Consider the following 20,297-nt stretch of genomic DNA (forward strand, 5'->3'; position numbering starts at 1 on the left):
CTGGGCTTTAGCAATATCATTGACTACTTTAAGGGTTACTTGCCTTCGCTATGCGCTAAGAACTCTTCGTAGTTACCTTCAAAGTGGTTAAGCTTGTTATCTTTTATTTCGATAATCTGCGTGGCCAGTGATGACACAAACTCGCGGTCGTGACTTACAAAAATAACCGTGCCGTCGAATTTATAAAGGCCATTGTTCAGCGCTTCAATAGATTCCATATCTAAGTGGTTAGTAGGTTCGTCCATCACCAATACGTTGATGTCTTGTAGCATTAGCTTGCCGAATAACAAGCGGTTCTTCTCACCACCAGAACATACTGCAACTTTCTTGTTAAAGTCGTCTGAGCTAAACAATAAGCGGCCTAACATGCCACGAACTTGTAAGTCGTCATGCTTTGGCAAGCGCCACTGGCTCATCCAATCAAACAAGCTTAAATCGCAATCGAAGTCTTTGGTGCTATCTTGTGGAATATAACCAATAGCGGCATTTTCAGCCCATTTTATTGTACCGTGCTCAGGCGATAATTCATCAACTAAACATTTTAAGAGGGTAGTTTTACCCGCGCCGTTTTCACCAATGATAGCAAGGCGAGAGCCTGCTTCTAACAATAAGTTAGCGTTGTTAAATAACGGAAGATCAGGGTAGCCATGACCTACATCTTCTAGCGTAATGGCTAAGCGGTGTAGTTTCTTATGTTGTTCAAACACAATATAAGGCTTGCGACGGCTAGAAGCTTTAACTTCAGCTAATTCAATTTTTTCTAAGCGCTTTGCCCGAGAGGTAGCCTGCTTCGCTTTAGAGGCGTTAGCCGAGAAACGCGCTACGAAGCCTTGAAGTTCTTCAATTTCAGCAGATTTCTTTGCATTCTCATTAAGTAACTGCTCTTGAACCAACATTGACGCTTCAATGAATGCATCGTAGTTGCCTGGATAAACGCGTAACTCGCCGTAATCGATATCAGCCATGTGAGTACATACTGAGTTTAAGAAGTGGCGGTCATGCGAGATAATCAGCATGGTGGATTTACGTTTGTTTAGTTCATCAGCTAACCACGTAATGGTGTAAATATCCAAGTTGTTGGTAGGTTCGTCAAGAAGCAAAATGTCTGGGTCGGCAAACAAAGCTTGTGCCAATAAAACACGTACTTTTTTACCTGGTGCCACTTCTTTCATTAAACCAAAATGGTAGTGCTCTTCAATACCTGCTGCGTTCAAGATGTCGCCAGCGCGGGCTTCTGCGGTGTAGCCATCCATTTCAGCAAATTGGGTTTCTAAGTCGGCAACGCGCATACCGTCTTCTTCGCTCATATCAGCTTTGCTGTAAATCTCGTCACGCTCTTTTTTGACGTCCCACAATTCACGGTCGCCCATAATCACGGCATCAACTACGCTGAATTCTTCGAACGCGAATTGGTCTTGGCTTAAGATACCGAGTTTGGTACCCGGTGCCATAGACACGTTACCGGCACTTGGCGTTAACTTACCACTCAAAATTTTCATGAAGGTAGACTTGCCGCAACCGTTTGCGCCGATAAGGCCATAGCGGTTGCCGTTACCAAATTTGGCAGAGATATTTTCAAACAAGGGTGCAGAACCAAACTGCATGGTGATATTGGCGGTGGTAATCAAAACAGGTATCCAGCGGGTAAATCAGAAGAAAAGATAGCTTGGTAGTTAACGCAAAAAAATGCGTTTTGTACGAGTAAGCTTTGGGCGCGCACTATAAGGAATTACGACCGCTGTGTCGAGGAAATTTTGAGCTATTGGCCGTATCTTCACAAATTTGTAGTGAACTGCTTATTTGCCATTAATCACTTCTACACACCTTTCACGATAATTTCAGTGCTGTCGGTAGCAAGGGCTGCGTTATGAAGCAGCGATAGAAAATCCGCAAGTAAGTGTTGCAGTTCGGTTGAATTAGGTGTTTTACAGGCGTTAAATCCTTCCTCATTAATGCTGCTGGTATACCATTTTTCGCGCCCTGCAATATTGGCAAATGCACCTGCATTTCTTAATTTATAATAATCGTAAGCAAGTACTAGTGCAGGCAGCGATGCAACTTCATCAGGTATAGTGTTTGCCCCCACGGAGCACATAGCGTCGTTGAAGACCTCACCAACAGTATGGCTTTTTATAAAAGTAGCCAGCACCTTTGGCCACTCCTTTCCTACGTAGCGCTGTCGCACCACTTCTTTCAAATGTGCTTCGGTAAACGCAAGATAGTCTTCTGAGGCAAGAATGCTTTTATTCCACAATGGCTGACCATGTCGTTGACGTTGTTGCCACTCTTTAAAATAAATAGGAAATAGCATGTCAAACTGGGCGACCTCCTTTTGAAGAACGGTTTCCACGATGGCTTCATGGTGTGGATTGAGCGTTACAATGCTATAACCGGGCTGATAAGCGGCTAGCGAAGGCACCTGAATATTCACTAGCCCTTTATGGTTTGCGGGCACGGCAATGTCATATAAATGCATGTGGCCTGCCATGTGTAGTTTCAGCCCCGTCGCGTCAAGCGCGTCGGTGGTTGAGGGAAGCGGCATTCGTTTTAGTTGATTTGAGGTTTTGCCAAAAAGATTTTCCAATTGTGGTTGGGTATTGTCATAAAAGTCGGCCATAGGGAAATGGCTAAAGGCGATAAGCCTTTTGTTTTCAGCCTTTGCTCGCTCAACCACGCTTTTTATCCATTGCAGCAACTGGGGCTTGTAGGTCAGCAGCGCGTTGTAGCCGGCGTTACCAGAGCCCTTAAAATTACGTTCAGCATATTTCCCCTTAGGAACATACACATTGGCATCAATGGCCAATAACCACACGTCTTTAATAGGCTCTACTAAGTAACTGGCGTCTGGCATAAAAATACACGACGTTTTGTCGCACCACTGCCAACCACGCTGCTCAAATTCAGCACTACTAAAGGGCGTTTCGTACAACACGTCCTGTGCGTGCCCTGAAAAACCGTGGCTTTTGAGTGTTTGCATAATGTCGTGATAACCCCATTCCCGAATATCATTCATGCAAAACCATGCTTGGTTGCTTATACACCGAGTATGGTCTGGGCTATAAATAGCCACTTCCTTACCATCGGCAGCAAGAAAATTGGGCTTACCACCGGGCCGTCCAAAAGGGCGAACGGGGTCGTGGTTACCGGTAATGGCGAAAAAACGCATGCCGTAGCGCGTGTGATATTCATCTAAAATACGGGCAAGCGCTTTCACATTTGCAGGTTGCCCATCGTCAGAAAAATCCCCAGGCAGCGCAACCAGTTTAATTCCGCGCTTAGCAATATCATCTAGTGCTGCACGAAATACAAAGAAGTTTTCATTGAATAATCGGGTTGAGGTTAATTGTGCTTGCATGCTGCGCATAAGCAACGGGGATTGAGTTTCTGGTGCTTTAGGGAAGCTATTTGCCAGATTAGCTCTTTGTAAATCAGTGTCGCCACCACCTGATATTGGTGCGGCATAAATGTCGTGTAAGTGAACATCGGCAAGAAAGGCGATCTGCGTACCTTGAGATTTTTGATTCAAATTTTGCGAGGTACTTTCACTTACTGAGGGATGGGAGTTTGTTGCACCGCAATTATTAAGCGCACACACCATCAGCATCAACCCTACGCATTTTGTAGCATTGATAGTTGCCCCAAATAGCCCTGTCTGCTTTTGATAATATTGGTTCATGTTCACCTCATTTTTCTACATCAATTAGATACAGACGCAACGCATAAAAAAACGGGGACAGGTGAATGTTAAATGTCATAAAAACTTCATCGGTAGTATGACATTTTTATTAAAATTAATGGTTTATCGATTTTTATTGTCCCCGCTCTTCGTTTATTTCCTTCTACCTCACATTGAAATTAAAGAGCGAAGAAAAATGTTTTTTTGGTTGTTACTTTGTTTGTCCGCAGGTTTTGCTAGCGCTGCTGATTTTGATGAAAGCATGCCACTGGATCAGTATCAATGGATAGGCTCGCACAACAGTTACAAGCGTGCGCTTCCCGATACTGCGTATCAGTTTCTTCGTTTGCAAAGCGTACATAAGGCTAACCAACTTAACTATTCCCATCTTTCGCTTGATGAGCAGTTATCACTCGGCCTGCGTCAGCTAGAAATTGATGTGGTAAACGATCCTAACGGAAATCAGTACCACCACGTTGAGCTCGCTTCTCGTTTAAATGAAGACTGGTTATCGGTGCATGAGGCTGCGCAATTGGCGAAGCCTGGTTTTAAGGTGATGCATATCCCTCATGTAGATGTTATGACCCATTGCATAACCTTACAAGCATGCTTGAAGCAGCTAACGGTTTGGTCTGACTCTCACCCAGAACATTTTCCTATCGTCATCATGATGAATGCGAAAGAAACCCAGCCCGATTTTTTGAAAAGTAAAAAGCCCACTCCGTTTGATGAAGCTGCCTTCGCTAGCTTAGATGAAGTAATACAGAATACTTTGCAAGACCGACTCGTTAGCCCTGATGACATTCGAGGCAATGCCCAATCGTTGCAAAGCGTTATTGCAAATAAAGGCTGGCCAAGCGTTAACGATTTACGTGGCAAATTCATATTTTTATTCGATGGCAATGAAAGCCAGCGCGAAAGGTACACCCAAGGGCAAAATAATCTGAAGGGAAGAGCCATGTTTGCGTCATTTGAACCTGGGCATCCTTCAGCGGCCATTATGATCCGCAACAATCCTGTTGAACAACATCAAGACATTCGCCAATTGGTGGAGTCTGGATATTTGGTGCGCACCCGCGCAGACGCCAACTTATCAGCTTCTCATGAACAAAAAGCTCTGCAGCGTGACGCGGCATTTCGAAGCGGTGCGCAAATGATATCTACCGACTTTTATCCACAATCTCCCCAAGCAAAGCGCAGCAATTACTCGGTGCACTTTGCGCAGGGCAGATTGATACGCACCAATTCAATTAGCGACTAAAAATTAACATGATCTATATCAATATTTTAAAAGGAACACACAATGCATCCAGTATTTAAAAAGCCCGCAACGTTCAAAAAGCATGCTCTAGCACTTGCTGTGCTAAGTAGCGTAGGCGCGCTATCTTTGCCTACTTTTGCGCAAGAAGTATCGCAAACGAATACAGCGGAAGATGACGTTATTGAGCAAATCGTAGTGAGCGGTTTTCGTAGCTCATTAATAAAGGCTAAAGACCTTAAACGCGATGCCCTTGGCTCACAAGATTCTATTGTGGCGGAAGATATTGCTGACTTCCCCGATTTGAACTTAGCCGAATCGTTACAGCGTATTCCTGGGGTGACTATTACCCGTGAAGCCGGTGAAGGGCGTCAAATTTCACTTCGTGGCCTGAATGCTGATTTTACGCAAGTTCAGCTTAACGGTATGGAAGCATTGGGTACGTCTTCATCAGCGATGGACAGCCGCGGCACCACGAACACGTCACGTTCGTTTGATTTTAATATTTTTGCGTCTGAGTTGTTTAATCAAATCGATGTGAAAAAGTCATACTCTGCAGATATGGACGAGGGTGGCATTGGTGGTACGGTAGCGCTGCATACCGCAAAACCATTTGATTACGACGGTTTTAAAGGTGCAGTGAGTGTACAGGCTGGCCAAAACTCACTTACCGAAGATACAAGTCCACGGATAGCGGCTTTAGTATCTAATACGTGGGACAAATTCGGTGCATTGTTCTCTATCGCTTACAGTAATCGTGACACGAGTGAGCAAGGTTATAACACCTATCGTTGGCGCCCAAGAACAGACCAAGGTTCAGATATCTCGAGCTTGTCAGAGGCCGACCAAGCCGCAGTTGAAAGCGGGGAATTACGCTTTTCTCGAGGCAGCCGTTATTCACAATTTAATAGCGACCAAACACGCATAGGCGCAACAGTAGCGTTGCAGTATCGTCCAAACGAAGACTTATCCTTCGGTATTGACGCGCTTTACGGAAAGCTGGACAGCGATAGAAAAGAGTACCATCTCCAAAGTCGTGGCTCGAGTTCCACCGCATTGGGCTGTACTGGACCAGACTATGATGACGGGAGCCGCTACTTTTGTTCAGAACTCGTAGACCTAGAATATAACGGCAACAATGAAGTTATTTACTCACAGTGGGCCAATGCAGCTTTGCATTCAGAAAGCCGCAGTCAAATAGCTGAAACTGAAATTACTCAGGTGGTATTAAATGGCGATTGGACGGTGAGTTCTGATTTATCGCTTTCTGGTTTAATAGGCACAATGAGCAGTGATTACACCAGTAATAGCGCTAAGGTGTATTTAGAGTCTTTTGCTGACATGACCATTGATTATCGCGATGACCGTTTTTACGGCAATAATTCATATATTGGTGATTACGACCCGACAGACATCAATGAATTCCGCTATCACGAAGTGGATCTTGCAGAAAATGAAGTGAATAACAGCTTTGATGTGGCTAAGTTAGATGCCGATTACGCGTTAAATGATCAAAGTAGCCTGAAGTTTGGTGTGTCAATGAAGCAGTTCGAACACGAAAGTGGCGATGTTCAAACGGCAAACGTACTGCGCAGCGAATGGCAAAGCGGTGAGATTTCAGACATTGTGGATGCAAGCTACACGTTTATTAATGATAACCATGAAAAACAAAGTTGGTTGAGTGTTGATGTAGATGGCGTACTAGATAGCTTCAGTGTTAATCGAGACTTAGCTACGTCGCCAACCCCAGATAAAGTAAAAGAAGAAACCCAAGCGGCCTATGCAGTGTATGAGTTAGATATGCTACTGGGCGATAGTGAGCTTCGCGCTAACGTTGGCCTGCGTTATTACAACACCGAGATTAACTCTAGCGGATTGGTTAATGGTGCAGAGTACGTTACCGTAACCCGAGAGTACGACGGTGTATTACCGGCGATGAATGTGGCGTGGTATGCCACAGACAATCTAGTGGTTCGTGGTAGTGCAGGTAAAAACTTAACACGCCCTACACTGGGGAGTTTGTCGGTAAGTGGTACGGTAAATACGGATCCGTTGTCGGGTTCAAGTGGCTTGAATATTGGTGCTGGTAACCCTGCGCTGGAGCCATTTGAAACGTTAAATATGGAAGTGGGAGTCGAGTACTACTTTGATGAAGTTGGTTATGTGTCTATGTCACACTTTCGTAAAGACATTGAGAACTTTATAGCGTCAACCACGGTAAGCATTCCTTATGGTGATACAGGCTACCCGCTGGCGTTAATTGAAGGTGCAGTTGATGAAGATGGTAACCCTCAAACGGCAGCCACCTTGTATAACTTTTCTCAACCGCAGAACCTTGACGACAGTGACTTTTCGGGATGGGAATTTGGCGTTCAACGAGATTTTGATTTTCTACCTGCGCCGTTCGATAATTTTGGTGCTATTGCAAACTACACGTATGCCGATGGCGAGTCGCTTCACAACATTTTAGTTGATGGTGAAACGGTACAAGTATCTCGTCCTTTCTATGGGCTATCTGAGCATACTTACAACTTTACCCTTTATTTTGAAACTGAAACTTGGGGCGCACGTGTTTCTACCGCTTACCGCGATGATTATTTGGTAACGGTTGAAACCTCAAGTAGCGATCAAGATGAAGCTGGGTTTCATGGCTCTACCTACTGGGATTTCTCGGCATTTTACAACGTCAATGATGCGTTAAAAGTGAGCGTGGAAGGGGTAAATCTGACTAACGAGCGAGAAGAACAGTATTCGGATTCAGACGACAGACTTTACAACACGACGGTAAGCGGTAGAACGTTTTACGTAGGCTTTACCTACGCAATGTAACGGCAACGTATACATCAACACTGATGTGAAAGTAGTGAAAGATTGAAGGCACCTTAGGGTGCCTTTTTACTATTTCGAAATGCAGAAACGACTTAATGGCGAAAAGTAACACCAAGGTAAAAGTTTCTTCCACTGAATGTGGTGTTATAAGCGCGATGTGCAGAGTCAGTATATTGCTCTTCTCGTTCGTTAGTCAGATTAGTGGCTTCGGCTCGTAACTCCCAATGTTCGCCTATGTGAAAGGATACAACGGCATCTAAATAAACGCTTTTTTCAAACCCTGTTTCGTCTTCATCAATAATGGTCTCATCGCCGATACGCGCTAAATAACTATCGCGGTAGGTTGCAGATAATCGAGCGCTCAATGCATAACTTTCCCAATACGCAGTAACGTTAGCAAGCCAGGGCGATAAGTAGGGGAGTGAGGTATATTGCAGCTTCTCGCCAGTCACAGCACTAAAATATTGTACCTGTCCATGGGTGTAGCTTAGATTGGTAATAACACCTATTTTGTATTCAGGATGCCACGGCCATGATGTTTCCAATTGGCAACTTCCCTCTAGTCCATATAACCACGCGCGCTCTGTATTTGCTGTGGTCACTCGTTGCACTAGTGTATTCGCATTTATGGTGTCGCCCGTCCAGTTTGCATACTCAGGTGTGTCTGAAAACGCCACTGTTTCAGAGGTATAAACAATATAGTTATCTAAGTATTTGCTAAATGCCGATAGTGAAAACTGATTGACGCCGCTGGTATATTTTTCAAACGCAATATCTAGGTTGTAGGAGGAGTAAGGGCGCAAATTTTGGTTGAAACCATAAAGCGAGTTAGTCTCGGGCAGGTATTCCACTGGGCGGGTAATATCATTTAATTGCGGGCGACCTATACTGCGACTTAACGCTAGGCGGTATAGCGTATCTGGCTGTAATTCATAGGTAATATTCAATGATGGTAGCCAGTTGGTATAGTGAATGTTAGGCACGTTGCTGACCAAAGAACTTACATTATTCACTTCGGTATTTTCGTATTCAACGCGTAAGCCGCTGTTAATATGAAAACGGCCAATTTCACGTTGCCATTGCGTAAATAAGGCAACGCGAGATTCGGTGACTTTGCTTTGATAGTGTGAAGGAAGTTCGTGGGTAACACGGTTTATATTTTGAAGTGCTTGGGTATTGGTTGGCAAATTGAAATATCGAAATACGTTGTTGGTATCAAGGGTTAACCAATGTAGCTTTGGGTGAGTGGTAAGTGTTGTACTATGTATTGCTGGAACTGCGCTATTTACGCTAGTGACGCCGTTGCTAGTAGTTGTTCCTTCTGGCACACCATTGAAATAAGCTGCCCATTCCTCGTCTAAAAAATTCTGGATATTGAGTAGCTCTGACTCGTTTTCGAATCTAACCGCGTCTACTCCCCATTGCCATGAACGTGTTATTGATGGCTCGAAACTCAGCGTATATTTGGCATTTATAAATTGGGTAGAGGTAAAGTACTGCTCACTATCCAGTTCTTTCATTCGCCAGAACGTAGGTTGAGTTAAATCATGTGAATAGGTGATATTAGCAAAACGACTATCTTGACGATAATCAATGGTTACGTCGGTAACACCTTGCATATAGGCTTTGTTGCTGGTGGGAATATCGTAAGATGCGCCTTCCCATCCAAGCAACAAATGGCCTTTCCATGTGCTGCCAATATCATGATGTGAGTTGATTACCCACTGGTTATACGTGGTGGAAACCTGTTGAAAACGACTTTCTGTGCCTACTTGAGCTTGTTCGTACGCCGCATAGACCAATTCATTCTTCTCATTGACTTCGCCAGCGGTAATAACCGTTTCGCCCTCTATAATAGGGGTTGACTGATAGCCCCTTGGGTAAAGGTGGTACTCAAAGCGGTTGCCACTTAATCTACCGTAGAGCCAGTCGAAGATGGCATGGTGACGGGCAGTTTTATATTCTAACGAGGCGCCCACGCCTAGCCGTTTCATGTCGCTTTGCCACACCGAATAACGATTTCCCCGCGGTACACGATATTCGCCATTGTTCCAAGCCGCAGTGAATTTTTGGGGGAGCTCTGAAGTATCAGCGCCGTCGGGTGGAATTACTCGCCAGCGGAACGTATTTGCACCCATTTCCTGCGATTCACGGGCCCCGTAACTTATTGAGAAAAGGGCACCCCACTTATCGTTGGTTGAAGACATCATTGCTGACAGTTTTTTTGATAAGTGATCGCTAAATTGGTTATTTCCAATTTGTTGCGTGATGCCCCATTGCAACCCTGGATTGTCAAATGGATGGGCGGTTTCAAGCGCTGCAATGCCCGCCATGCCGCCAGAGGCTTGGTCTGCCGAGTAACTTTTAAGTACCTGTATCTCACTAAACAAATCGGTAGAAAACAAATTCAAATCAAAAGTTCTATCTTGTTGTTTTTGTTGTCTACTGTCCATTGGGGAATCATTATTGGCTAACACAGGCATGCCATTTAACGTCACTAACGTAAAATCAGGATTCAATCCCCGCAACATTATTTGACGTCCTTCACCGGCTTCTCTGGTTATCGAAATACCGGATATACGCTGCATCGACTCGGCTAAATTACGATCGGGGTAGGTGGCAATGTCGTGTGACGCAATAATGTCAGATATGACTCGGTTTTCACGTTTTCGCTTACCAGATATATTTAACGAGGCGCGTATGCCCGTAACAGAGACTTCTTCCATAGCGCTGTCGTTAGTGTGTGTTGCAGGCGCTTGAACAAGCGTGAATCCGTGTGGCTGAATAAGGTACGAATAGCCCGTGTTTTTCAGCAATTGAGTTAATGATTCAGCGAGTGTGAAGTTGCCTTCTAGCTTTGGTGCTTCAATATTAGCAATGTGTTGTTGATTTACCGCAAAGGGAAGATTGAACTGTGTAGCAATAGCTTGAAGGCTTAATACTAGGGGTTGAGGTTCTAAAAATACCGGTTTTGTTTCGTTAGCGCCTGGTGCTGCTTGCACGGTAAAGCTTGTGTTGAAAAGCGCTAACAGACAGATGCACCAGCATGCAACAGGTGCCCGAGATAATTTAAAGTATGCTGTTGAAGCGTTATTCGCTCGCATCGTTTATCTGCATAACATCAGCGAGCAGTATCGGTTAAAACAAAGCGATCTTGATGCTCTTCTAACGTTAGACCTTGTGCGCTGGCTAACAGTTGTAATGCTGCTTCAGGTTCGGATAAGCTGAATCGTCCTGTTAGTAAAGCATCTTTATCAACGTTAATTTCTACAGGCTTTTGCAAATAACGAGAGAAGCGCTCTACCGCCAGATAAAGTGGTTCATTGTAAATATCTAACCAGCCACTTCGCCATGCTGGTAGTTGATCATCCGTCAATCTAAAGGTCTGGCTCCAAAGGTTATTCTCTAAAACAATACCTTCACCTTTGATGAGAGTATGGGTTTTGTCTGCAATAATCTTCACAATACCGTCGTATACACGGATCACCGTTTTGTCAGAAAGTTTATCTATATCAAAAGCGGTGCCGACTACGTGTACTTTCACTTTATCGACGTTAACTATAAATGGCCTAGATGGCTCGTGAGCCACATCAAAATAGGCCTGCCCTTTACGTAAATTCACTTCTCTGAAGGTGGCATTATGGTTAACGCTTAATTGTGAGTCGCCATTTAAATGCACCGCAGAGCCGTCGTTGAGTACCTGAGATATACGCTGAGCTTTTGAGGAGGCTAGCTGCATGTTTTGTGTTAATAATGGCACGGCATTGTCAACGATTTCGGGTGAAGGCGTTGGTTGGCTTAGTCTTAAATACGCGACAAGAACGGCAACAGTAACAAAGCTTGCCGCCATAGCCCAATAGCTAACATAGGTGGGGCGAGGCTTTTTGTTCGCTGCGTTATCGTTCTTCAAGCTAGTATCATCACAACGGTTAGCCGCAACGTTGATGGCTGCCATTGCAACCTCCGGCTGCCCAAATGCTTGTGCGATACGTTGAAATGCAATTTGGTGTTGCTCTTCACTTAACCAAGCTGATAAGGCGATTTTGCCTTTTTCGTCTAACTCGTCGAAGCGATCAAACCAATCAGCAGCCTGGTCTAAATGCTTTTGTTGTTCCATCTATGCCTCTGTTACCCGTCTACCTATTAGTAGAGTGTTTGTCGCCTAAAGTGGGGACACTAATGAGTGGGTTTAGTGATTTTTTTCTACCCAACCTGACGCTTCCAATTTTAACGTAAGCTCTACCATGGCGCGGGTGAGATGTTTTTTGACAGCCTCTACACTTAAATTTAATGTGTTGGCTATCTCATCGCGGCTCAATCCATCTACTCTACGTAGTATAAAAACCTCGCGACGCAGCGGTGTCATATCAGACAGTACGGTTTCGATAAAGGCAAGCTTTTGCGCATTGTGGTAGCTCTTTTCAGGGCTGTCATTTGCGGCTTCAAGCTCTTCGGATTGCCAATCTACCGAGAGAGGGAGCTTTTTGCGTTGATGATCGTAGAGGACTGACTTCGCCACCGTAATCATATAGGCGAGCGGATTGTCTAGTTCTGAGTATTGAGCGCTTTTGCTGGTTCTAAGTAGGGTTTCTTGTAACACGTCATCAGCAACTGCATTATCGTTGGTAAGCCCACGAATAAACGCTCTTAACGCGTTATAGCGTTCAAAGCCGTCGTCTGTCGATAATATTTTCCAGTCTGTTTTATTTGGCGGTAGCGTCACAAAATAACGTATATATACAAATAATTTAACACATTGTATTGCACATATATTTCATTGTTGTGACGACCTATAAGTTACCTAAATACCAGATTTATGGTGCCACACTCATTGCAAACATCACAAATCTTTGACTACGCAGATAGCTTGTGTTGTTCATTTTGAGCTATTGCGGATGCGCTATGAAGTGCGCTGGCTACATCAGGTATGTTATTTCTCTTATCGACATTAAGCGGAGCAGGCTTGGGAGCTAATTGCTGCATTAAGTAACGTCTTCCAGCCATTACACCTACTTTATAATCGTGACGAAGATCGCTATCCGCACTGCCCAGTAATTTACTGTGTAATTTAGTGCCTGCAAAAATTTGAATAATTTCCACATCCGCTGGTGGGTTTGCGATAAACGCTAACTCTTGCTGGTACGCTTGCTCATGCTGTACCAGGTAGTTAATTGTTTTTGGACAATGACCCGTTGCGCACACCAATGATTTTAATTTGTGCAGCCATGCCGATTGAGCTTGAAAATTCACATCGCCAGTACGTATAACGACTATTTTTCTTGCTCCTCGTTCGTAAGCTTCTCGCACTGGTAAAGGTGCACCCAAGCCGCCATCAAGGTAATAGTCTGATTCAGGTTGTGCTTGAGGAAGTGTATTCGCTTTGTTCTCGCTAACCGAAACCGCGTTGTATTCAGTAGTAAGCTTTACACCTTGTTTGTATAAAAAGGGTAAAGCGCTAGAGGCTTTCAATAGTTCTCGCCATTGATTACCACTGCCTTTGGGGCTTAAAAAATAAGGCTTACGATCGCGAGAATTTGTAGCGGTAATTAATAACTCTCTCTCCCCCAAGCTTTCTTTCGCGGCCTTGAAATCTAAAATGCGGTTCGCTTCTTTCGTTTTTTCAAAGTACCAATCCAAATCGACAATATGCTTTCCCATTAAACCACGGCCTAATTGGAAGAATCGCTTATGCCGCGATAAGCCCCGAATTAAACGTTTCGCATAACCTTTTTGCCGCGCCAGAAAACTGGTCAAATTTTGTGAACCAGCTGATGTACCAATAAACATATCGAAAGGGTCGTAACCAGCTTCAAGCCAAGCATCTAATACGCCTGCTGTAAAGATCCCTCGCTGCCCACCACCTTCAGCGATAAGCGCAAGTTTAGGGCGCTTGGTGGCATAAAGAGGAAAGGACGTGGGCGCAGCAGAGGAATTCATTTCGGTTACCTGATTAAATCTGTTAGGTTGATTTAGCCAAGTATACGGTCAACATTAAAGTGCCGAAAATTGAAAGAATGAATCGGTGTGATAGGAAAAAACCTACAGAATGTTAGCTACCTGTTGGTGTATTGCTTGCTCGACTATCTGTCTCGTATTTGCAGGGAGATATTTCGTATGCACTTCGATAAAAATTGGGTTGGCGTAAATACTTTTTATCGCCGCGTTTACTTTCTCAATAAAGGCAAGCGCCTCAGGTGTCTTACCGCAGATAACGTGCCCAGAAACGAATTTTGGGTTGTTCGCAATAGCGTAACTTCTCATCTTAATAGGCTTAGTGTCGCCGAATGATTGATACAAAGACACGGGGAATATAAGGGCGAAATCAGCTTTGCCAGCAGCAATAATCTTCGTGAAACTCGAGAAAAATGTAGGGTTGCTTAAGGTTATAATTTGTTTGTCGTCTATTTTACTTAAGTCATCATCTACCCGCTCACCATAAGAATAAGTTTCTGGTAGCACAATGGCTGAGGCTTTAAACGCCTCTAGTACTCTATGAATGCTGACTATTTCGCCATTCTCGTTTAGTAGCTCTGGAGCCAAAGGCGGCAGTGAGGAAAGCTGATATAGTTGTTGCGTTTGAAAGAAGTTAAGTGGCAAAGAAATGGTGTACTTCTTTTCTCGCTCGGCTGATTTTATCTTGTTGATAACACAAACCGATTCGCCATTCTCTATCTGTTGGAATGAACGTTTGAGTGAGACTTCTAAAATAGGCTTATCGTAGCCTATGGCATCAACCAATAATTGCGCCGTATCCACACTTGCGGAAAAGGGGGAATGCGGTTGATTAATTCTGCTCGTTAAATTGTGATCGTCAGTATGAAGCGTTATTGATGATGTGTTAATAACGTCTCCATTAACCAACCCTGAATTAAATAGGCTGAGAAAGAAAGCGACCGAAAAGGAGAAAAAGCGCATATTGAGAAAAGTTGGTTACTCTTAATTGTTATGCCTAGAAGGGTAAACCTATTTCACTATTTTTTAAATACATAGTGCGCTATTTCCTTTTATGTACGACGACATAGTTAATGCATGATTGAGCTGTAAGCAGCGGGATTAATTGATTTGGGTACGTCGTCATTACTGCTCAACTCGCTAGCCTCTTCGACTAGTGCAGTCATCGCGTTAATGATATCAAGAAAGTTGGAGAGCTGGTCATGAGACAAATCATTAGATAGTGTTTCAATTTTACTGATTAGTTGTTTCGTCGGTAGGCGCATAGTGTCAAAATCTCGTTGTTCAGTGCGTGTTACGCACTCTTTTATTCGATACCTGCCCGTGAACTTACAAATAGCTTGCCAACTTTTTTTGACGCTTAACCTAGGCATATTAAATGCGTTATTAATACTGAAATAGAAAAGCCAGCTAAATAGCAGCTGGCTTTGTCAGAAGAATTTTTTCGTTCAAAATTTAGAACGTATACTTCACGCCTACCTTAATTCGCCACGTAGATTGCTCTTCATCAAATGAATCATAGTTGCTGGTGTCTGTGCCGCCATATGCCTCAGAATAAACATACTGACCCGCGTCGTTGATGTCGTAATCAAACAGTATTTGCTGAGGATAAGTCATTTCGTATACCTTGCCCCAGTCACTATTTAAGAGGTTAGCAAAGTTATCGATATTCAAATAAATACGACCTTTGTGACCTTCTACAAAACCAGGGATTTCCTGCGAAATAGCCAAGTCTACTGTGGTGATCCAAGGTTGAGTGGATGAGTACTTTCCAACATAACCGCCAGCGCTTCCAGCAACACCTGCTTGCTCAGCAATCGCCATAATTTCTTCGTAGCTAAGGCCACTTGTGAAATCTACCGCCGTATCATTGGCGCCTGATGGAATATAAGGAAGGTACACATCTGAATCATCAAACGCAGACTGATCACCCAAGCCGCCGTCTTGATATGAACCTAGTACCCAAGAGAAAGGCTGACCAGAGCGGCGTTCAAAGAATAAGTTGAAGTTAGTGTTATAGCCCTGAAAAAATTCGTGAGTGTAACCAAGGTTCACTAAAAAACGGTGTTTGGTTTCATAGTACGCGGTGCCCACGGTAGGGTCGTTACGATTAACCGTTACTTCATACTGGTAGTTCGACTCAGCCGTTGAGCTTGTACCTGGGTTAACCTCAGTAATATCTTGGTGGGTATAGGATGTATTTAGGCTTATGCCGTTATCCCATTGTTTAGCTAACGCAGTGGTAAACAGAATGCTACGGCCGCCGTCATCCGAGTTGGTTAATTGAATATCATAGTTGTCTTCATATTCAGTACCATCGTAAACATTGTCCCAGATAATACGGCCATCTGGGGTACTGTTACCATTATTGATACGAGATAAGTCTTCCCAATAAGCCGCATTTTGGCGGTCTACGTAGGTTAACTCAGTCGTCCACGCGAAGTTGTCGCCAAGGGTAGGGATGTCGAACGTGTAGTCTGCAGCAATCTGGTAACGCCAGTCAGAGGGCAATTCAAAGTCTGGATCGATTGAGTTCGTGCTTCCCGCACCTTGCATTAACGCACTTTGGGCTTCTGTAGGAACTGATGTGAAGTCTACCGAGCTTGCGTCAAGGCTAGAAAAGGTTACTGAGTCGTTGGTTACACCATCGGTGGTGTAAGCGTTAGATATCCAAACCAGTGGCATACCACCGTAGAAGCGGCCAGCACCACCCCGAAGGGTTAAGTCGTCGTTGATATCCCAATTAAAGCTTACGCGTGGAAGGAAAATATCGAAGCCATCTAGATTTTCAGTATTCGCAAAGCCATAGGTGCTAGCGAAGTTGCTGTTTAGTTGTGGTGAGTCTTCAACGGTAAGGTACTCGTAGCGAAGGCCTGCGGTTACCGTAAAGTCGTCAAACACTTCATAAGTAGCATCACCGTAAAGTGAGTAAACCGTACTTTCAACGTCATAGGCAAGGTCTTGAACATCATTTGTATACGCGTTGGCATATTCGAAATAAGAGATTTCCTGATTAGCGAATGCCTCAGTATCGTCAAAATACCAGGTGCCTAAAGAATCACGGCCATATAGGTTGTAGTTCCACGTGTTTTCTATTTCAGTACCAAACTTATACTCGATATCGCCAGCTAAGTAAGTAGCATGCAATGCAAAGTTCCACACTTCGTTTTCTAGCACGTTTGCATGGCGGTTTTCATCTACGCCTGCTACTACGGTATAGCCACTCTCTGTGCCCGCTGCGGTATCAACGTTTATTTCACCCCAATCAGAAGCCGTGACAGAGGCTTGTTCAAACTCTTTGTAAGAAAGGCTAACTTCTGTTTGAAGGTTATTTGTCCAGTCAGAATAGACATGGGCAGTGTAGTAAGTATTTTTTTGCGCAAGGGTCCAGGTATTCGAAGTTAATAAAATAGTATCTGAATCTTCGTTGTAGTTTTGTGCCGCTGTGTTTTCTTGATAGCTGTAGGTGAAATCGGCGCGGTGGTCGTTGTTAATGTTCCAGTCTAATTTAATGAGGTATTTTTCATCTTCGTCTGCATCAGGCGCGCCCGCTATTGAATCTTCAAGGCCGTAGGTATCGCTAAGGGCAGTAATCACGTCTTCTGCCGCGCTTACGAGCTCTGTAGGGTAGGCTGAAGAGTTAAAGCCGGTATCGATTTCTTCTTCCCATTTTTCATAGGAGCCAAAGAAGAAAAGTTTGTCTTTTATTAATGGACCACCAAGAGTGAAACCGTAGGACGATTCATCGTTATCGACGTCATATTCCGTGTTGTAAAGTTTGGTGTCTTTTGCGGTGCCAGAGAAAGGCACTTCTTCATAGAATGCCGTACCGTGAAATTCATTGGTACCTGATTTGGTCACCACGTTCACGTTACCACCGCCAAATTTACCTGCGCGGGCGGTAAAGGGCGTAAACTCAACAGACACTTGGCCAATAGCATCTAAAGACACTGGGGGGCGTGACGTAGGGTAACCGTTACTTTGTAGGCCGAAGGTGTCGTTAACGCCTACGCCATCAACGGTGAAAGTATTATATTTAGGGTTAGAGCCGGCAATACTTAATTCTTCACCATCGGCACTTACCACCGCTAACGGGTTTGAACGAACAATATCTTTTATATCTCGGTTAAAGGTAGGCATGTTCTCAATAGCCGATTCACCAAATACTGAATTTGAACCGTTGTTTGAGAAAAAGTCGCGGCTACCGGTTACCGTTACACGCTCTATATCAGAAGTCGTTTCAAGGGCAGCATCAAGTTCGAATGTGTCATTCAGTTCTAAATATACATCTTCGATGACACGGCTTTGGAACTTTTGTGACTCTACGATAATCATATAAGGGCCACCAACACGTAAACCTCGTGCTGAGAATGCGCCTTCTTCATTTACGGTGGTCTCTTTTACCGTTCCTGAAGGTTGATGAATAATAGTAATTGAGCTGCCTGCTGCGGGATTACCTTGAGGGCCTAGTATGGTGCCGCGCATAGCTGATGATTGACCAGTGGCTGCAACGGCTGTTGTTGCAACACCAATAGACAAAGCCACAGCCATCGCGATGCGATTGAACTGAGTTTTATTGTTCATGTATTTCCCGTTCTAAATAAAGTTTGGTTTGAGTGCTCAGCTAGCCACGCATGCTTATTTGAGCATGTCGTATTGCGGTTGCCTGAGGTAGCGCAATTGTTGGCTATTTTTATTTCATCTTTATTTCATTTGTGTAAATCTGCATTTACATAACTATATGAAATAAAAGATTATTTGAGCTTCTTGAGGGAGTTTTGGTCAATGGCTTTTACGTGTTTTTACGTGCTTTACACATATTTACTCAATGGCTACGTTGAAGTGCGTTAAACCTACAATACATGAGGGGAAATACGTGCTAGTTAGTAAAGCCGGCTAATCGGTTGTATTCCGGCCTTATTGCTTCTTGAATATAGTTAAAAAGCGCTTTTACTCTTGCCGCGTTTTCTAGATCTTTATGGGTCATCATCCAAAGATCAGTACTTTGGTGATTTATTTCTATGTTTACTTTTTGTAATATTCCCGTTCCTTCCCCCATGAAACAGGGGAGATAGGCAAGCCCCAACTTGTTTTCAGCTGCTATCAACAAAGGCTCAAAAGAGTCGGCTTTCATGACTATCTTTTCTTTTGAGATGAGTTCTGAAATTTGACTAGATGCATTGCCTTGATGCATCACGAGCCAGGATGCAGATTCAAGAGGATGTTTACCTTGGAGGCTATCAATATAATCAGGGGCTCCATAAACCCCAAATGCGAGTTTGCACAGCTTGGTGCCAATCAAAGAGTCAGGCAGTTCAACAGCAGGGCGAATTGCAACATCTGCATCTAAGTGTGAAATGTCTAATTGACGAGATGTCAGACTAAGTTCTAATTGAATTTTCGGATAACGTTGATGAAAAGTAGCAAGATGCTTACCTAAAATTAAGCGAGATAAGGCATCGGTTGTAGTTAATCTTAGCGTGCCTTCCAGCTTCATTTCCTGCCCGAAAATCTTATGCTCCAATTCTTTGACGGTGTTTTGCACAGCAAGCGCCGATTCAAGCAACTTCTGGCCTTCAACGGTTAGTTTGTATCCGGTAGAAAGTTTATGAAAGACCTGTAACTTATGGCGGTATTCAAACGCATCGAGACGGCGCAATACGGTACTGTGATTAACGCCAAGTGAGCGAGCGGCTGCAGACAGCGACCCTTCGTTAGCCACCGCCAGAACATACTGCAGGTCTCCCCATCTTATGTTGTGCATTTTTGCATACCAAATGTGTTTGATTAGCGAATTTACCGAAAATTTAGCACAGGTATAGTTGTCTCACCAACACATTGAACTTTAAAACTGATAATCAGGAGCAAAAATGTTTAAGAAAAGTCTATTAATCGGTCTCGTAAGCTTGCTAGCTTTTTTCCATCTAACGTCTGTTTCGGCACAGGAGACAGAGTCAGTTGATTCAGCTAAGACGTTAGAAATTGCGCAAGCATTCCTTTGGGCAGCAGGCTCTGGCGATATGGAAAAGCTTCAGGCACTGATGGCAGATGACTTTGTTTGGCACAACGAAGGTGACGCGGGTATTCCTTGGATTGGCAAGTGGGACTCAAAAGATAAGGTTTTAAATACTTTTCTTCCTCGTTTCGGCGCAGGTTTGAAAGTAACAAGTTGGTCTACGGATTTCAGCTTTGTAAATGGTGACCAAGCGGTATTTATGGGCAGCATGAGTGCTATTGCAAATGAATCTGGCGTAGATACGGGCAAATTCAGCTGGGCGGTACGCGTTCACGTTGAAGATGGGAAAGTAAAGAGCTGGAACTGGTTTGAAGACAGCTTTGCAGTTTCTAACGCTTATCATGCCAAGCAATAATTAGTGTAAAACAACTACGTTCTATTAGCTCGATATGCCACGTGGCATACTTTACATCTGTTTAAGTGTTCGTCACCCATCAATACATTTAACTGATAGTCTTGCTTGAATGGCGAAAGTAACAGGCCGGGGTTTCAGCTGGCGCATTAGCCTTAAAAGTGTGATAAAAATTTGAAAGAGACTATGGGACGTTTTAAGAGAAACAAAGCCA

General features: G+C 43.9%; 13 protein-coding genes. 3 read left to right on the forward strand and 10 right to left on the reverse strand.

What is annotated here, in order from left to right; all coding sequences use genetic code 11:
• Positions 1-35: 35 nt before the first annotated feature.
• Positions 36-1,628 carry an ABC-F family ATPase gene (locus FLAVO9R_RS04070; RefSeq protein ID WP_159529004.1) on the reverse strand — a complete coding sequence of 531 codons (1,593 nt, stop codon included), beginning with the start codon at positions 1,626-1,628 and terminating at the stop codon, positions 36-38.
• A gap of 188 nt (positions 1,629-1,816) precedes the next feature.
• Positions 1,817-3,676 (reverse strand): metallophosphoesterase family protein, encoded by a 1,860-nt coding sequence (locus tag FLAVO9R_RS04075; RefSeq protein WP_159529006.1) that lies wholly within the window; start codon positions 3,674-3,676, stop codon positions 1,817-1,819.
• A gap of 196 nt (positions 3,677-3,872) precedes the next feature.
• On the opposite strand from FLAVO9R_RS04075, the gene FLAVO9R_RS04080 reads away from it, so the two are divergent.
• Both FLAVO9R_RS04080 and FLAVO9R_RS04085 read left to right on the forward strand, forming a co-directional pair.
• Positions 3,873-4,937 carry a Ca2+-dependent phosphoinositide-specific phospholipase C gene (locus FLAVO9R_RS04080; protein ID WP_159529008.1) on the forward strand — a complete coding sequence of 355 codons (1,065 nt, stop codon included), beginning with the start codon at positions 3,873-3,875 and terminating at the stop codon, positions 4,935-4,937.
• Positions 4,938-4,979: 42 nt separating this feature from the next.
• Positions 4,980-7,763: a TonB-dependent receptor gene (locus FLAVO9R_RS04085; RefSeq protein ID WP_159529010.1), complete on the forward strand. Its 2,784-nt coding sequence runs from the start codon at positions 4,980-4,982 to the stop codon at positions 7,761-7,763.
• 92 nt (positions 7,764-7,855) lie between these two features.
• Here the strand turns inward: FLAVO9R_RS04085 and FLAVO9R_RS04090 are convergent, their stop codons facing one another.
• The 8 genes from FLAVO9R_RS04090 to FLAVO9R_RS04125 form a co-directional block, all read right to left on the reverse strand.
• Positions 7,856-10,765 (reverse strand): TonB-dependent receptor, encoded by a 2,910-nt coding sequence (locus FLAVO9R_RS04090; RefSeq protein WP_159529012.1) that lies wholly within the window; start codon positions 10,763-10,765, stop codon positions 7,856-7,858.
• A 119-nt stretch (positions 10,766-10,884) separates the two neighbouring features.
• Complete coding sequence (locus FLAVO9R_RS04095; protein ID WP_159529014.1) at positions 10,885-11,880, reverse strand: FecR family protein; 996 nt, start codon at positions 11,878-11,880, stop codon at positions 10,885-10,887.
• Between the two features lie 72 nt (positions 11,881-11,952).
• Complete coding sequence (locus FLAVO9R_RS04100; RefSeq protein WP_159529016.1) at positions 11,953-12,486, reverse strand: RNA polymerase sigma factor; 534 nt, start codon at positions 12,484-12,486, stop codon at positions 11,953-11,955.
• A 131-nt stretch (positions 12,487-12,617) separates the two neighbouring features.
• Positions 12,618-13,700: a patatin-like phospholipase family protein gene (locus FLAVO9R_RS04105; protein ID WP_159529018.1), complete on the reverse strand. Its 1,083-nt coding sequence runs from the start codon at positions 13,698-13,700 to the stop codon at positions 12,618-12,620.
• 102 nt (positions 13,701-13,802) lie between these two features.
• Positions 13,803-14,678 (reverse strand): hypothetical protein, encoded by an 876-nt coding sequence (locus tag FLAVO9R_RS04110; RefSeq protein WP_159529020.1) that lies wholly within the window; start codon positions 14,676-14,678, stop codon positions 13,803-13,805.
• 107 nt (positions 14,679-14,785) lie between these two features.
• Positions 14,786-14,980: a hypothetical protein gene (locus tag FLAVO9R_RS04115; RefSeq protein ID WP_159529022.1), complete on the reverse strand. Its 195-nt coding sequence runs from the start codon at positions 14,978-14,980 to the stop codon at positions 14,786-14,788.
• 190 nt (positions 14,981-15,170) lie between these two features.
• Entirely contained in the window at positions 15,171-18,299 is a 3,129-nt protein-coding gene (locus tag FLAVO9R_RS04120; RefSeq protein WP_159529024.1) for a TonB-dependent receptor, read from the reverse strand.
• Between the two features lie 295 nt (positions 18,300-18,594).
• A complete protein-coding gene (locus FLAVO9R_RS04125; protein WP_159529026.1) occupies positions 18,595-19,479 on the reverse strand; it encodes a LysR family transcriptional regulator in 885 nt (294 codons plus the stop codon).
• A 106-nt stretch (positions 19,480-19,585) separates the two neighbouring features.
• On the opposite strand from FLAVO9R_RS04125, the gene FLAVO9R_RS04130 reads away from it, so the two are divergent.
• Positions 19,586-20,086 (forward strand): nuclear transport factor 2 family protein, encoded by a 501-nt coding sequence (locus FLAVO9R_RS04130; protein WP_159529028.1) that lies wholly within the window; start codon positions 19,586-19,588, stop codon positions 20,084-20,086.
• Positions 20,087-20,297: the final 211 nt, after the last annotated feature.

It is taken from the genome of Alteromonas sp. 38 (genome assembly GCF_902506055.1).
Taxonomy (GTDB): domain Bacteria; phylum Pseudomonadota; class Gammaproteobacteria; order Enterobacterales; family Alteromonadaceae; genus Alteromonas; species Alteromonas lipotrueae.